Source organism: Vibrio sp. CB1-5 (assembly GCF_059412285.1).
This window is the reverse complement of sequence record NZ_JBJHPB010000026.1, coordinates 16,161-32,045: the sequence shown is the minus strand read 5'-3', so window position 1 is coordinate 32,045 and position 15,885 is coordinate 16,161. Positions and strand designations below refer to the sequence as shown.

The following is a 15,885-nucleotide window of genomic DNA, read 5'->3' as shown; positions in this document are numbered from 1 at the left end:
CCAATGGCCTTTTTAAAATCACTGCATTCGATAGTGCTTCTAAACGCGGTTAAAGCGAGCGCTGCGCCTGTTCGCGAATCGTATTGACGATAGCCTTAAGGCCATTGCCGCGTGAAGGGCTAAGATGATTAATGAGATTTAACTGCTCGAAATAGCCTTCAAGATCGAACTCAGCGATTTGTTGTGAGGTTTTGCCATTGAAGGCAGCCAACACAATCGCAATCAAACCGCGAACGATACGTGCATCAGAATCCGCTTTAATAACCCAAGACTCATCAACCTGTTCAAGTACTAGCCACACTGAGCTTTCACAGCCCGCCACCAGCACTTGTTCTTGTTTATCAGCCTCATCCATGACCGGTAATTTCTTGCCCCACTGAATGACTTGCCGGTAGCGATCTTCCCAGCCTTTCAACTGAGTCATGATGTCGACAATTTGCTGCGCTTGGATTTTACTGCCAAATGGATTGCTATTACTCATCTCGACTGCCTATGACTTTGCTGCGTACTTTTGCAGAATTTTTTCAACGATGCGCGATACCGCGACAAAGCCAAATGTCGCCGTGACCACCGTTGCTGCACCAAAACCGCTGGCGCAGTCCATTCGCTTAGGTCCTTCTGCGGTAGATTTCACACCACACACGCTGCCGTCAGCCTGAGGGTATTTGAGCTGCTCGGTAGAAAACACACAATCAATACCAAACTTACGAGCAGGATTCTTAGTGAAGTTGTGATGACGGCGCAAAGTATCTTTCAGCTTTTTAGCGAGCGGATCTTGAATCGTTTTGGTCAAATCCGCCACCATAATTTGGGTTGGGTCAACCTGACCACCTGCGCCACCGGTCGTGATAACTTTAATCTTATTACTACGACAATAGGCTAGCAACGCCGCTTTCGGCTTGATGCTATCAATGGCATCAAGCACGTAATCAAACTCTTTGCTGATGTACTCGGCTACGTTGTCTGGAGTAATAAAGTCATCTATCAGATTCACTTTGCACTCTGGGTTAATCAGCTTAACGCGCTCTGCCATCACTTCGATTTTACTTTGACCAACGGTACCTGACATCGCATGGATTTGACGGTTAATGTTAGTCACACAAACGTCATCCATATCAATGAGCGTCAATTCACCCACACCGGTTCTCGCTAGCGCTTCTACCGCCCACGATCCTACGCCACCAATACCGACTACACACACGTGCGCCGCACGTAAAATGTCGACCTCACTATGACCATAAAGTCGGCGTGTGCCACCAAAACGTTGGTTGTAGCTGTCAGAGGCTGGCTGGTTCAATTCGCGCATGGGTTACCTTGCATTGTCCAAGTAAAAAAGAAGAGTGCGATTTATACGCACTCTTACTAAAAAGGTCAACTCTGTCGGCGAAGCAGCCGCTAATTGCAATGGCCTATTTGCTTTTGCTATCCGCTTCGGTATCCGTTTCGGTATCAGGCTTGTCTTGCGAAGAGGTAGAAGACTTAGCCGACGCTTCAGGCGGGTTTGCTGGAGTGGTCTTTTCTCCTGGCATCAACCATGGGTCTGCCGTTGTCGAGTTTTCTAAACCCAATTTCCACACGCGGCCAAAATGCTTGTAATGACCAGCTTGAGTGCCGGCAAACTCGCCCATACCATGATAGAGATCGAAGTGGTTACCCTTCACTGCGCCACCAGTATCGAGCACGATTAGCAGTCTTAACTCATGTGCACCACTCCAAGTACCATCAGCGTTAAGCAGTGGCACTTCCGCCAGTATCGGAGTCCCCATTGGGAATGCCGAGCGATCGCCCGCAACCGATGCCATCGGTAATAGCGGAATACCTGCAGTACCTCTTACTGGCGCTGCATTTTGAGGCTGGAAGAATACAAACGATGGATTTTCCTCAAGGAGTGCCTGAACCGTTTTCTCATCTTGTGCCATCACCCAATCTTTGATCGCTTTAAGTGACATTTTCTCTTTTGGCACTTCACCGCGTTCAATCAACACGCGACCAATACTCACGTACGCTTTGTTGTTTTTCCCTGCGTAGGCAAAGTATTCTAAGGTGTCGTCATCTTCAAAGTGAACGAAGCCACTGCCTTGCACTTCCATAATAAATGGGTCGATGAGGTTTTCGGCATAGCCGAGTTCAAGTCCCTGGCCGTTGAGTGCGCCGCCATAGATTTCTGCGCGAGTTGGACACTCTTGCTGACAGTCTGGCATCGCGTACACCGGATAGCGGAACTTCTCATCTGGCTTGTGACGAAGCTCCATCACAGGTGAGAAATAACCTGTGAAAAGTACATTGCCTTTGTTATCACCACCGCCAAGCTGTGCCGCTTGAACACCGTAATTTGCCAACTGTTTCGGGTCACCACTTTGTACAGCCCATGTTTCTAGCTGTTCGTATAAAGGCTGGTAGGTTTTCGCCATGGATGGCGAGGCAGTGACCACCTCATTCGCTTGGGCAGCAAATGTGTGAAAGTTGCGAGGTTTGTTGGATTCAATTTGCTCTGTTTTATTGAGTAGGCTAGTGAACTCACCGTCGTGTTTCTGCTGAGCGCGATCGCTCTGCGCGCAGCCAAACACCAATAAAACAGAAGCAAGAGGCAAAATACGTTTGATCAAGTTAGTCATCCCTTATGGTTTGTGCATTGAGGATGGCAAACTCTATAAAAAAGCGCAATAAAACCGATGGTTATCTCAGGTCTTTTTTGTGTTTTCCTGACAAAACAAACGTGGGGTTGTAATGCGTTGGTGAAAGCTGTCGTATCTCAGTCTTGTTGCTGTTAAGAAATTGATAACGATACTCGGTCACCCCAACAGTAAACCAGAGCTCTTTAGCCGATAACTCAAACGACGTCGTTACTACGCGATTATCGATCACCACTTTGTTATTCCCAAGCTCAAACGACGCTCTAGCATAAGGGGCAACATCTTTCTCCATCCACAACCCATATACTGCCGCCTTGGGATTGACGTGCTCTTGAAAACGTCCATATAAATCGTTGTACAAACCAACAACGGAGGCCGTCCCCACTAGCGCCAGCAAAATCAATGCTCGCTCTATCCATTTATTGGGTCTTATCGTACTGCGAGGCGTTAGCGTGACATCCACGCTACTGACAATACCACTCTCTTTGCCTTCACTCATAGTGCGCCCTCTCCTATTCCACAGCAGTGTGTCACTTGATTTATAAAGGGGCAAGTCAATCCATCGCTATCAGCTAAATTTTCCTTGCGCATTTTTGAATAAAAAGTCATTATTTCAACATAAATAAACCACGAGTAATCATTGTGAAGATCCGTAGTACCGCCCTAGTAAAAGGATTTCGGCAGTCCACTCCGTATGTTAATGCTCACCGCAACAAAACCATGGTCATCATGCTGGGTGGAGAAGCATTCACCGACAAAAACTTCACCAATATTGTGAGTGACATCGCGTTGCTACATAGCTTAGGCGTCAAGTTAGTGCTGGTGCATGGCGCAAGGCCGCAAATAAACCAACTTCTAGAACACAATGATTGTCACTGTCCCTATCACAAGGGCATTCGAGTCACGACAGAAAAGTGCTTAGATTATGTGATGCAGGCGACGGGGCGTCTGCAACTAGATATCACTGCACGTCTCTCTATGAGCCTGAATAACACACCAATGGCGGGCAACCAGCTCAATGTCATTAGCGGTAACTTTGTCATTGCTCAACCGCTTGGTGTTGATGATGGCATCGACTACTGTCACAGTGGTCGTGTGCGCCGCATTGACATTCAAGGTATCAATCGCGTTCTTGAGCAAGGTTCAATCGCTCTACTCGGCCCTGTGGCGGGTTCGGTAACGGGTGAGACCTTCAATCTCCTCTCTGAAGAAGTGGCGACCCAAGTTGCTATAAAATTAAATGCTGATAAGTTAATTGGTTTTTGCTCTGAGCAAGGGGTGCTCGATGAAAATGGCAATGCCATCGCTGAGCTGTTCCCATCTGAGGTCAATCAACTGATAGAACAGCTTGAAGCCAAAGAACTGGCTGACGAAGGCCATAGTAGCGGTACACTGCGTTTCTTACGCGGCGCGCAATCAGCTTGTCGTGCAGGGATTCCACGTTGCCACTTAATTAGCTATAAAATCGATGGCGCGCTGATTCAGGAACTGTTCTCTATTGATGGTATCGGTACACAAATCGTCATGGCCAGCGCTGAACAAGTCAGACAAGCTGACATTGATGATATTGGCGGCATTTTTGAGCTGATTCGACCTTTGGAAGAAAAAGGGATTTTGGTTCGCCGCTCTAGAGAGCAGCTTGAGCAAGAGATCCATCAGTTCACCTTGATCGAGAAAGATGGTTTGGTGATTGGCTGCGCAGCACTTTATCCTTACCAGCAAGAAAAGATGGCCGAAATGGCCTGCGTGGCGATCCATCCCGATTATCGCGATGGCAATCGCGGCGTACTGCTCCTGAATCACATGAAGCAGCAATCAAAAATGATGGGGATTGAGCATATATTTGTACTCACCACACACAGCCTGCACTGGTTTAGAGAGCAAGGCTTTCTCGAAGTAGGAGTAGAATCGCTGCCGATGGCGAAACAAGACCTCTACAATTTACAAAGGCGCTCAAAGATCCTATCGGTCTCGGTGTAGTTTTACTGAATGATTCATGACGGCTTGACATTTATGAAATCGATTGCCGTCATGAATAAGCACAAATCGTTTTACAAAAGGTCAATTTCTGTTTAAAATTCGCCCAAATCACAACTATTTATGTGACAGGACTCCCAAAAAGCAGCGTGCTGGCGGGCAGTGCAAGGAATGCTAGGTGAACACCACATTCAAGAGTGACATCTATGCGAACGGTTATTTGTAATTCGATTCAAAGTTTCTGGGATATGGCGGAAAACCACTTCCTAGAAGGACTCAACGTCCACTGTGTTTTTCCTGTATCCGAAAAAGTCAGATCGTTAATGGCGATTTACCAGCAGCAGTATCGGATCAAGCAAATCACCTATTCTGAGGTCTTTAATCCAGCCTAACGCGGCCAAATTATCCCCAGAGAATAGGTACTGCCAAGGACGGTAGAGTTTCTCTCTCACTCACTTTCCACCTCAGCTACGCATTTACTTTCCCCAAACTATTAATTGAACCAATCGCAATTACGCCAAACGCAATGACAGTCCACTGTGACGCAGCGTTTTATGACGTATCCCCTTACCCAATACTTTGCCATCCGCCACTAAGGTGAAACGCGATTTTGCACGGGTAATTCCGGTATAAATCAGCTCTTTGGTGAGCAGAGGGCTATATTCACCCGGTAATATCATGAAGGTATGGGCAAACTCACTGCCTTGAGATTTGTGAATCGTCATGGCATAAGCCGTTTCATGCTCTGGCATTCGACTCGGCAAGACCGATTTTATGCTGCCATCAGGGAGCTCAAAGAAGACCTTCAGCCTTGGTGTTTGAGCACTATGATCCCATAGGCAAATACCAATATCTCCATTGTAAAGTCCAAGCCCATGATCGTTTTTCGTCACCATCAGCGGTCGACCCACATACCAAAGCTCTTCACCTCGCGAAATCACGCCGCGCTGCTTCAGACGCGACTCTACCCTCTGATTAAGTCCAGTAACGCCAAAATCACCCTCTCGAACTGCACACAGCAAGCGGTTTTGAGCGAATAAACCTAAGACTTGACGCGCAACGCTGTGCTGCCAGTGCACTAAAGCATCCGCGCTTTGCAACGATTCACCTTGTGGTGATGCTGCTCTCGACTCAGCCAAATACGGCTTGTAAACCCGCACCATAGAATCAATCAATTTTTGATAGCTATCACCACTAAGTGGCAGCCATTCAATATCCTCAAACCCTTTACTCCAAACCTGCTCAAAGCCTCGGCTGCTCGCAGCGTTAACCTGTTTAGCCAGTTGGCCAATGCCTGAACGCGCGTCAAATCGGTAGCTTTTTTGCAGAACGCACAGACTATCAGCGAGTGGCGATACCCACTGCTTGGCAGTACGCCCAAACTGGCAATCAAACTGAGTGAGCGCTTTCACCCGTTCGTTTTGCTTTTGGCTATAACCTTGAGCCGAAAAATCACAGATATCGGATAGTACCGCTCCCGCTTCTACTGAGGCGAGCTGATCTTTATCGCCTAATAAGATAAGTCGCGCGTGGCTTGGCAACGCATCGAGCAATCGGTGCATCATAGGCAAATCGACCATAGAGGCTTCATCGAGCACCAACACATCCAGATGTAACGGGTTGGTTTTATCGTGCCTAAACTCAACACGGCCAGGAATGGCACCAAGCAATCGATGCAGGGTACTCGAGTCGGTGGGAATGCGCTGTTTAAGCTCCGGTGACAGCGCCAAGGCATCTACCGCTTTACCAATCGATTCAGTCAGGCGCGCCGCCGCTTTACCCGTTGGTGCAACTAACTTAATGGTGGGTGTTTCTCCTTGCGCGCTCGCCTGATGCACCATTGCCGCGAGCAGTTTGGTGACTGTCGTGGTTTTACCGGTGCCAGGGCCTCCGGAAATGACGGCGAAACGACGAGTCAGCGCAACCGCAGCCGCTACCTTTTGCCAGTTCAAGCAGGCAGTGAGTGGGATTGCAGTATCTAATCGCTCAAGTTCGCTGGCAGAGCCCGCTGAGGTAACGATGCGATCAACCTGATCCCAGTCGATCACGCTATCATCAACAACGTCTAGGAAATCACATACTATTTGCTGTCGCGATACCTGATTATTATATTCAGCAGACATCGATGCGAGCGCCGAGTACAAGTAGTGATACTCACGAGCAAACAACTGATCGAGTATCTGCGCTGCTTGTTGAATATCCGTGTTTGCCAACTCAATAGGCGTCGCCTTCGACAGCAGGCGCTCAGCAATCGTTTGTTCATAGTAAAAGTAACGCTGCAAATAGAGCCGCTTTTGCTGCCATACCAACGGTGTGACTGCACCTTCTAAATTGGCTCTGGGCTCAAGTACATTGATTGTTGATGCACTGCCCATTACTCGTTGCCAATCAACCTGATTAACCTTATCTTCCAGCGGAGCTGCAGCCGCGCCATAAAGCCCAATAAGGCTTGGTAACGGCGGTAGCGCCTGCTCAACCAAGTCGCTATCTAAGTTGACGCAAATGTGCCCCTGTCCTAGCTGAGCGCTTGCGATAGCCGCCAGCCACATCACCTCATCGGGATACTCGGTTTCAATGGAAGCAACAAACTTGGCGAACTGATGATCCAGCGGTCGTAAACATTTTTTATCAACAAGGTCGGCAATCCAATGGGAAAAAGCGCGCTGTTCAGTCATTAAAATCCAAGCCCCATTTGTTGATTTTCTCCTTCGTCCATATCACTGCTATCAGTATCAATGGTATTCGGCGATAGTTCACCAGAAATCAATGCATCTAAGTTTTCAATCATCGCCTTAGAAGGACGCGCATTGAAAATGCCCGAGTCGGAATTCGGCTCAATACCACGCAAGAACAGATAATAGACACCGCCAAAGTGCTGCTCATAATCGTAATCGCGAATACGCGTTTTTAAGAAGCGATGTAGCGCCAAGGCATAAAGTTGATATTGTAAGTCATAGCGATGGTCGACCATGGCATGTTCGAGTTGAGCTCGCTGGTAACTGTTGTTGTCCTCACCAAGGTGATTCGATTTCCAGTCGAGGACGTAGTACTTGCCTTTATGCTCGAACACCAAGTCAATAAAGCCTTTCAACATCCCTTTTACCGTATAAAAGCCTAGTTCATGAGCCTTGGCAGATAAACTGTCGTGGCGCTGAATTACGCGATTAAGCGAAGGTGCATCCAGCACATCTATCGGCAATAGAAACTCCATTTCCACCAAGCGCTGTGAAGGGCTTTTATCTCGAAGATATAGGTTCTCACCATCTAGAGCCGTGTTCATCACCTGATCCACCAGCAAAGTAATCACTGGCAGCCACTCTGCGTCGTACTGCTCTTTGGCAAGCAGTTCAGCGATGATGTTTTCGTTATGCTCAGAGCCAGCGGGCTCAGTAAACTCGATCTCCTCAAATACCGTGTGTAAGAAGGTACCCGGACGTGCGCCTTTAGGAAAATGGAAGATGGTTTTCTCCGGCTCCAACAGTGGATCCAGTTGCTGCTCGTCTGAAGAGTCGATGTCCAAACCCGACTCTTCGATAAACACCTCATCACTGCTGCCATGGTGACTCTGTTTTACCAATGCTGAGTAGCTCGTCAAACGCCAATCACGATCAATCGCGTGGCGCTGCATTTTCGCACCTAGATCAGGCGTGGATGCTAACGGTAAACGATACGACTCACCATCGGGCTCTGGTGGCGCTGTAATCGCGATGTCCCGACAGGATTTTGCTAACTGGTTTAGCATGGTTTCTAGCTCGCTGACACCAAGCTCTTGGCCATTTTGCACCAAGAAGCCAAGAGCGCTGTGGTGAACGCCGGTAGGCTCTTTAGTAGAGCGTCCGTTGCGAAGTGGCGCCATACCGATAAAACAGCCATACACGGCACGAGTCAGCGCTACATAGATTAGACGTAAGTCTTCCGCCAATCGCTCTTTGTCTGCCTGAGCCAGTGCGGCTTTGGACTTTCTAAGATCCAGCACCGATTCCTGGTTTGCTGCATCATAGTATTTCGCTTCCATCGCTTCGCGATAGCTGACCACAAACGGCAAGTAAACCAGATCATATTCAAGACCTTTCGACTTATGAATCGTGATGATTTGCACCAGATTTCGCTCCGATTCTAAACGCTGAATGTGCTCATCGGAGGCGCCTAGCCCTTGCTTAGCATCTTCGATTGACTGGGCAAACCAACGTAGCAAGGCAGTGTCACTTTCCACATCTTGCCTTGCGGCCTGCAATAGCTCGCCCAAGTGAAGATAGTCGGTCAGTAAACGCTCTCCGCCAACGGTAGCCAATAAGCGTTTCGACATTTCACGCTTAAACAGTACCGAGCGCAGCATAGGCAATACGCCGCGTGACTGCCACAACTGACGGTAATCACGAAATTCCGCTACCACTTGCTCCCACAAATTTTCATCGTTATTCAGGCCATCAAGCACATCGGCAGGTAGTGCGAACAGCTCTGAGGCGAGTGCAGTTTTCAGCAGTCGTTCATCGTCTTGATACCAAATCGCTTGTAGTAGGCGCAGCATATCTTCTGCCACTGCACTAGAAAACACACTGTCTCGATTCGACAGGTAAACACTGGCAATGCCACGCTCAGCTAACGCTTGTTTGATCAGTTGCCCTTCACTACCGGTTCGAACCAGCACGGCAATATCACCCGCTTCAACCGGATGCTCACTATCACCATCCGCTAACACGACATTTTTAGTTTGCGATTCAGTCAGCACCATTTTGATGTGCTGGGCAGTGGAAGCGGCCATGTGCTGCTGATAGTCCCCTTTGGCGACTGGCGCGTCAGCGTCTTGGAGCCAAAACTGCAGTGCAGGTTGACTCTCACCATGTTGCAGCCACTGACGCTTTCCTGCTTTCGGGCTGGCATTGACCGGGTAAAAGGGGATATCGCTATCGTATAAAAACGGTGAATCTGCCTGTTCAAACAGCGCATTAACGCTGCTCACCATACGCTCACTGGAGCGCCAGTTGGTGCCCAAGGTGTAGTGATCAACAACCTGATTTCTTGCTTGGATATAGGTGAAGATATCCGCGCCACGAAAACCATAAATCGCCTGTTTAGGGTCGCCAATCATAAACCAGCCACACTCAGGATTACCCAAATACACCGAGCTGAAAATTTGGTACTGCAGTGGATCGGTATCTTGAAATTCATCAATCATCGCTACCGGGAATTGGTTGCGAATTTTTTCTGCTAGGCGCTCGCCAGATTCTAGTTCTAACGCTGCGCTAAGCTGAGTCAACAGGTCATCAAAAGAGAGCCACTGCTTTTGCTGTTTGGCTAATGCTAATCGCTGACGACACGCTTTAATCGCCATTGCGAGCAGCGGGGTTTTCAACTCAGGAGGCGTGGCGAGAAAGGCTTCAATCTCTGCAAAAATCGCCATCGTTGGTGGCTCGCCTTTGGGCGTTTTTTCAACCAGCACCGCTTGGGAGAATTTCTCAAGCGCGCTCGGTAAGCTGTAATCCAGCGTCTCTTGCTGAGCCCACTCCGTGATGCTTACCACCCAAGTCGGTAGGGATTTTTTGGTGTAACTGCGTTTATTCACATCAGATTGGGAGATGCAAGTCACTACGTCGTCACTGACTGCTAACCAGTTGGCCTTTAGCGTCTTTATTCTCTCTAAATAGGCTTGATGCAAAGCGGCAATGTCCATGCCCTGACTATCGCTATCCGTTGCAGAGTCAATATCTTGTAAGGTAATGGCAGGGCCTGTCAGATAGCGGCCGATATCACTCAGTAGCGCACTTGGTGTTGCCCAAATTTTGCGGATTTCAGACGCCATCGCGAGGTTTAGTGGATAAAACTGACTGCGCCAAAAATCTGCAGCGACCTGCGCTTTTAAACGGCTTTCATCCGTCACGAACTCGTTGTTAAAACGAGAGCCTGATTCGAACGCGTTTTGAGTCAGCATGCGCTGACAGAAGCCGTGAATGGTGTATACCGCCGCCTCATCCATTTGTCGCTCAGCCTGAAGCAAAGTTTCTGTAGCATAGCGATGATCGCTTACTTCCGAAAGCAGCGGCTGAATAACCGGATCGTCACTTTCGCCTCGCGCAAAAGCGATACGAGCCTGATGGATACGGGCGCGAATACGATCGCGAAGCTCTGCTGTCGCGGCTTCGGTAAAGGTTACCACCAAGATCTGGTCAACCGTTAGTGGCTGACGATGCGCGCTGCCATCTTTGCCATGACCGAGCAGCAGCCTTAGATAGAGACCCGCGATAGTAAAAGTTTTACCCGTACCCGCGGATGCTTCAATTAGCCGAGCACCATGCAATGGAAAAGTCATGGTATTAAGCGCAGTCGGCTTCGAGGACGAGGCACCGTCCAAGAATTGACCTTGGGCATCGCTATCTATAAATGGGTTATCTGAAGAGTGCTCATTTGGTTTCATGTCTGAACTCAACTGTGATCTAACGCTTAAAATCTAATTTAAAACAAACGGATATAATTTATAACTATGTAAGTTGCGATCCCATTCACGGAATTAATCACCCTCACACTCTACTATTCCGTCCAGAAATACGGGTCCCTCTGACCCTCCCCGGCCGTCCAGCACTCTCCCTACACACTATAATTAAGACTGGCGGCCACTCCCTTTCAAAGGCTTCTTTTCAAGGTGAGAGGCTTTCAAGGAGATAGGCTCTCAAGGATAGCCCGCTGGGCTTACCGAGTAATACTCTTCTGCACTGATACTCATGGTTCGCGGCGCTTCTAGTACTAAGTGCGCGAGAGTTTTGGCTTCACTACCCAATGCATCACTCCATTCATTCCAAACCCGAGAGATATAAGGGTTGTCACCTTCACCAGTCTGCATGTAACCACCTTGGAAACGGCCAGCCATTTTAGTGAGCATTTCCTCATCACTTGGTGTCCATTGCCCACGGCTGTAGTTAGCCTCAATCCCAGCCAGCGCCGTCTCAGGGAAATAGCAAAGCGGCGTATCTAACCCTTGCAGATACAAGCTGACTAGCTGGGTTAAATAGTCTTTGGCATTCTCATCGCTCAGCGCTGGATAAATGCGATGGACGACGCCTTCTTTTTTATCGTACGCCAGCATGTGAGTTTTACACTGCCTGCCTGCCACGGCCACCAGCAGATGATCTATCCATGCGGCGAGATAGTCGGTAGCGCGCAGCCTACCGCTTCGATAGCGCACTACACCACTTTGATAACACCCGGTTACCCAACCTTGCAGCGCGACATGACAATCATCAATGTCTAAGTTCAAATCCACTTCGACATCTTCAGCTTCTTGGCTTACTAACGGTGCAATAGCCTCTGCCAACTCTTGGGTTTGAGAAACGTTAGCGGCAAACTCCAGTTCACCAAACTCATTGACGGGCAAATAGCCCTTGGCTTTTTGCTCTGCTTTAAATGCGCGCAGCTTATCGCCTTCAATGTGCCCATTAGCCTCTATCATTGCATCGAGCAAGGATTTACGAAGACCAAAACTTTCCAGTCCACTCAGAGCAAATGGCTCTTCATCTTCCAGCCCAAGAAGGCTCTCCCCAAAGTTGACTTGCAAACGACGGTTAAACAGATACTGCACCGGCAAGCGCCAGAAACGCTGTAGCTCGGTCAGCTCCAGTTCGATTTTTTCACCTTGCGCTCGAGCAATGGGTTCTAAGTTAAATGGCACAGACAAGCTTTGCGTGGCCTCAAGCGTTGTTTGCTGCGCCGATGGCAACCACTCAGCGGCGTAACTTTGTAGTGCACTCGTCGCGTCAAAGTGCGCAGCGCTGAATGGCACCATCGGGTATTCACGCAGCAGTGATTGCGTGAGCTTAGCGCCAGAACTATCAACGTCTAACGGTTCATCACCTTGTAAACAGTAGTTTTGCTCACAGTATTCCAAAAGCTCTGAAACCAACACCGATGGCACACGCTCAGTATTGTCTTGAATGGAACGTCCGACGTAACTGATGTAGAGACTTTGTTGCGCCGAAAGCAGTGCTTCGAGGAACAGATAACGGTCATCGTCACGTCGTGAGCGGTCGCCCGGCTTGGTCCGGCCTACCATGAGATCAAAGCTCTCCGGCGGCACACTGCGAGGGTAGACGCCGTCGTTCATGCCCAATAGGCATACAGTATTGAACGGGATAGAGCGCATTGGCATCAGGGTACAGAAATTGACTTGCCCTGCCAAAAAGCGCTGACTGACGCGCGAGCCAGAAAGCTTATCAATAAAGTACTGGCGCACGATACGCGGTGCCAGTGCCTCGTCATATTGCGCATCCAACAATTGGTCACCCAATGCCGATAAGGTATCGCGGATCGACTTAACAACGACCTCTCCTTCAATATCCACGGCAAAAAAGTCATCGACCAATTGATTGATGCCGCGCTGCCACTGCTCGATACCCATAGTGTGATTTAACACCTTGCGATAGTGCGCCAATTTATCGATAAACTGCGCCAGCTTACCGGCAGTTTCGGCTTGCATGCCTTGCGTTTGCTCGTAAGGGGAAATGCTCTCTTCGCCGACCATCAGTAGGCCTGCCTGCTCGCTCACCGCATAACCCGCCAGCATACGAGAAATACCAAACATCCAAGAGTTTTGACCAAACTCAGGCAAATCAAACTCACTTGCGGTTTGATTATCGATACCCCAACGGATCTGTGCCTCTTCCACCCAAGCACGCAGCAGCGAAAACTCATGTTCACTGATATCAAATCGCGCCATGATTGCTGGCACTTCCAACAGCTCAAGCACTTCACTGCTGGTACAACGCAAGTCAGGCAATTGCAAAAGCTGGTTAAAGGCATTGAGCAGCGGGCTTTCTTTATCTGCAGTACGGTCAGAAATAGAGAACGGTATGTAACGCTCACCGGAGGCATTGCCGAACACCGCCTGAATAGCCGGGCTATAAGCATTAATGTCGGCCACCATGACGATGATGTCACGCGGCTTCAAATCCGGATTGCGGTCGAACATCGCCAACAAGTTGTCATGCAGCACCTCCACCTCACGCATCGGGCTATGACAAACATGCACCGATAGCGAGGTATCATCCGCGGCAATCGCCGGTTTGTGGCTTGATGAGAGTAACAAGGTATCATCTTGATGCTCTTCTAGATTTAGAATGTCCGCCTGAAGGTTACCAAGCAGAGTAGCTCTATCTACGTCAACAAAGGCTTCAATCTCGTTCGATTCAAGTTGTGACAATAGATACAAGTTATCCCTGCCGAGTTTACCCATCGACGCCAGCAAGCTGTTGCCCACTTCAGAGAGATGCAGCTCGTCGTCTACGTTCGCTTCTACATCGCCTTTAAGCTGCGGCGCCATCTCCCAATCACCTTCTTGCCACTGCTGACTGTCAGCAAAAGCATCGAGATCATTGAGCTGCTTACGCTTGGCGGCGGCGAGTTTTGCTAGGTATTTACGATCGCGCACCTCACCCCAATAGAATCGACAAGGGTTGGTAAACATTAGATGAACATCGATATGCTCACCAAGGGCTTTCAGTGCGTCGAGATAACGAGGTGGAAGTGAAGAAATACCAAACACAAACAAACGCTTAGGAAGCTGATTGAGTCCCTGCGCTTTAACATCTTGGTTATTGGCGAGTACGTCAATGAAGTGCTCATATAAGTTGGCACGGTGATACGGAGACTGACCAAGCGCCACGGTATGATCGTACAGCGCTTGCCAAAGTTTTGGCTGCCACGGCTGCTCGTCTTCAAGCTCAAAAACCGGTAAACCGGCTTCCCATGAGGCGATCCACTCTGGACGATACACTAGGTATCCATCGTAGATATCGGCGATTTTCTCTGCCAGTTGGTAGCGTTTCGATGCATCTTGGTCATCGGTTAAGTATTGGGCGAGCGGCGCAAAGTCGGGATCAGTTAAGTGCTCAGGCAAAAGGTGCATGATCTTCCACGTCATCGCTTCTTTGTTGAATGCACTGCGTGCAGGCACATCATCTAAAACTTGAACAAAGCGATCCCATATAAAGGTGGCTGGAAGTGGGAAGTCTATGTTGGCCGCAATACCAAACTCTTCCGCCAACGCCATTTTCAGCCATTGAGACATACCTGGGCTTTGGACGAGAATTTGTTCTTTCTCAAACGGGTTTTCAATTGGGTCGAGTTTGATGAGCTGAACCAATAAGGATTTAAGCACATCTATCTGATTTGAGTGGTAAACGGTGAACACGTGACGGCGCGCCTTTCGCTAATTTTCCTCCCTCAAGGTTAACACAGTCCCTGTGTATCTAAGACCTTTTACGCCGTGATATTTGCTTGTTTGGGTAAATAAGCAACGAGGTAACGAATCGCAACGTAGCTAACAACAATCGTCGCCACAGCAAGCTCAATATTGGCAAGCGCGGTGATCTGTTTCACCATCTCAACTGGCGCGTGTTGTGCGCTCATCCAAGCTGCGAGTTTGTATTGCGCCGTTGCGCTGATCACCATCGGGAAGGTGAAAGCTGCGTAACCCGGGCTGAATGGCAAGCGCATCAATTTGATAAACGCAAGGTAAATGAACAGTGTCATCAACACACCAATACCGAATAGTAGCGCAATAATGATGGCAGATGGCTCTGACGCAACCGTTAGGTAACCGGCAAGCGATAAGCTCGCTGGCGCTGCCATAATCGCCATGGTTGGTTTTGCTGCATCTGGGATCTCATGAGTAAACACCAAACGGTAGATCATGGTTGGTAGCATGACTGCGTAAGCAACAAGACCGAATACTAAAGCGCTGTTAGCAACCCGTGCTAAGTCTGGATTTCCCGAGAAAGCCACATCCGCAACGATAATGCCGACTGGTGGTACAAACCAACTTGGTACCATGTGGTGCAACTCGAAGTCGCGCATGCGGTGGTAAGTAAAGCTTGCCAAGAACACGATGTGCAGCGCCACAGCGCCAAGCCAAAGTGCGTCACCAACATTAGGTGCAAATTGACCAACTGAGTGAGACACCACCATGGTTGCCATCGCAAACGTTGGAGCAACACTGCCTACCACAGGGTGGGCAAGTTCCTGTCGCAATACGTGATTATGGAACAAGAACTTGTAGGCAAGAACAATGAGTAACACGCTGGCAATGGCAGCGCCTGTCCACTGGGCAACATGATTGAGCGGCAGCGCATTTTCCCAGCACCAGCCAAGGCTGGCGATACCGAGAGCCAAACCCGCCATTGGGGTTGGTGCCGCTTTTACTCTGTTATGTGCTTTTGTCACTCTCGCAATCATCACAATCACCTCAATTCTTCAGTTGCGGTGATTGTAAACCTTGCTTATGTTTATA

General features: G+C 49.0%; 9 protein-coding genes and 1 pseudogene. 2 read left to right on the top strand and 8 right to left on the bottom strand.

The window, feature by feature from the left end; genetic code table 11:
* Positions 1 to 49: 49 nt before the first annotated feature.
* From ACJB0T_RS16950 to ACJB0T_RS16935, 4 genes and pseudogenes are all read right to left on the bottom strand, one after another.
* Positions 50 to 481, bottom strand: a complete 432-nt coding sequence (locus tag ACJB0T_RS16950) for a SufE family protein (protein WP_479291032.1) — start codon at positions 479 to 481, stop codon at positions 50 to 52.
* Positions 482 to 490: 9 nt separating this feature from the next.
* Positions 491 to 1,306 carry a tRNA cyclic N6-threonylcarbamoyladenosine(37) synthase TcdA gene (tcdA, locus tag ACJB0T_RS16945; RefSeq protein WP_479291034.1) on the bottom strand — a complete coding sequence of 272 codons (816 nt, stop codon included), beginning with the start codon at positions 1,304 to 1,306 and terminating at the stop codon, positions 491 to 493.
* Between the two features lie 208 nt (positions 1,307 to 1,514).
* Positions 1,515 to 2,606, bottom strand: a pseudogene (gene mltA, locus ACJB0T_RS16940) (murein transglycosylase A); the annotation flags it as partial.
* Between the two features lie 70 nt (positions 2,607 to 2,676).
* Positions 2,677 to 3,132 carry a DUF2850 domain-containing protein gene (locus ACJB0T_RS16935; protein WP_479291036.1) on the bottom strand — a complete coding sequence of 152 codons (456 nt, stop codon included), beginning with the start codon at positions 3,130 to 3,132 and terminating at the stop codon, positions 2,677 to 2,679.
* Positions 3,133 to 3,275: 143 nt separating this feature from the next.
* Here ACJB0T_RS16935 and argA point away from each other — a divergent pair, with 143 nt between their 5' ends.
* Positions 3,276 to 4,613 carry an amino-acid N-acetyltransferase gene (argA, locus tag ACJB0T_RS16930; protein WP_112478276.1) on the top strand — a complete coding sequence of 446 codons (1,338 nt, stop codon included), beginning with the start codon at positions 3,276 to 3,278 and terminating at the stop codon, positions 4,611 to 4,613.
* Positions 4,614 to 4,816: 203 nt separating this feature from the next.
* Entirely contained in the window at positions 4,817 to 5,002 is a 186-nt protein-coding gene (locus tag ACJB0T_RS16925) for a hypothetical protein (RefSeq protein WP_042496841.1), read from the top strand.
* 120 nt (positions 5,003 to 5,122) lie between these two features.
* Here ACJB0T_RS16925 and recD read toward each other — a convergent pair whose 3' ends face one another.
* From recD to ACJB0T_RS16905, 4 genes are all read right to left on the bottom strand, one after another.
* Positions 5,123 to 7,285: an exodeoxyribonuclease V subunit alpha gene (gene recD, locus ACJB0T_RS16920; RefSeq protein WP_479291038.1), complete on the bottom strand. Its 2,163-nt coding sequence runs from the start codon at positions 7,283 to 7,285 to the stop codon at positions 5,123 to 5,125.
* Positions 7,285 to 10,917 (bottom strand): exodeoxyribonuclease V subunit beta, encoded by a 3,633-nt coding sequence (gene recB / locus ACJB0T_RS16915; protein ID WP_479292306.1) that lies wholly within the window; start codon positions 10,915 to 10,917, stop codon positions 7,285 to 7,287. Before recB ends, recD begins: the two co-directional genes overlap by 1 nt.
* A gap of 357 nt (positions 10,918 to 11,274) precedes the next feature.
* Entirely contained in the window at positions 11,275 to 14,787 is a 3,513-nt protein-coding gene (gene recC, locus ACJB0T_RS16910; protein WP_479291040.1) for an exodeoxyribonuclease V subunit gamma, read from the bottom strand.
* 68 nt (positions 14,788 to 14,855) lie between these two features.
* Entirely contained in the window at positions 14,856 to 15,830 is a 975-nt protein-coding gene (locus tag ACJB0T_RS16905; RefSeq protein WP_479291041.1) for a TDT family transporter, read from the bottom strand.
* Between the last annotated feature and the right edge of the window lie 55 nt (positions 15,831 to 15,885).

Excerpts from the sequence above, each read along its gene's own strand:
- ACJB0T_RS16925 (WP_042496841.1), top strand. The coding sequence starts at position 4,817 with ATGCGAACGGTTATTTGTAATTCGATTCAAAGTTTCTGGGATATGGCG.
- ACJB0T_RS16935 (WP_479291036.1), bottom strand. The coding sequence starts at position 3,132 with ATGAGTGAAGGCAAAGAGAGTGGTATTGTCAGTAGCGTGGATGTCACG.
- ACJB0T_RS16905 (WP_479291041.1), bottom strand. The coding sequence starts at position 15,830 with ATGATTGCGAGAGTGACAAAAGCACATAACAGAGTAAAAGCGGCACCA.
- recD (WP_479291038.1), bottom strand. The coding sequence starts at position 7,285 with ATGACTGAACAGCGCGCTTTTTCCCATTGGATTGCCGACCTTGTTGAT.
- ACJB0T_RS16950 (WP_479291032.1), bottom strand. The coding sequence starts at position 481 with ATGAGTAATAGCAATCCATTTGGCAGTAAAATCCAAGCGCAGCAAATT.
- tcdA (WP_479291034.1), bottom strand. The coding sequence starts at position 1,306 with ATGCGCGAATTGAACCAGCCAGCCTCTGACAGCTACAACCAACGTTTT.
- recB (WP_479292306.1), bottom strand. The coding sequence starts at position 10,917 with ATGACTTTTCCATTGCATGGTGCTCGGCTAATTGAAGCATCCGCGGGT.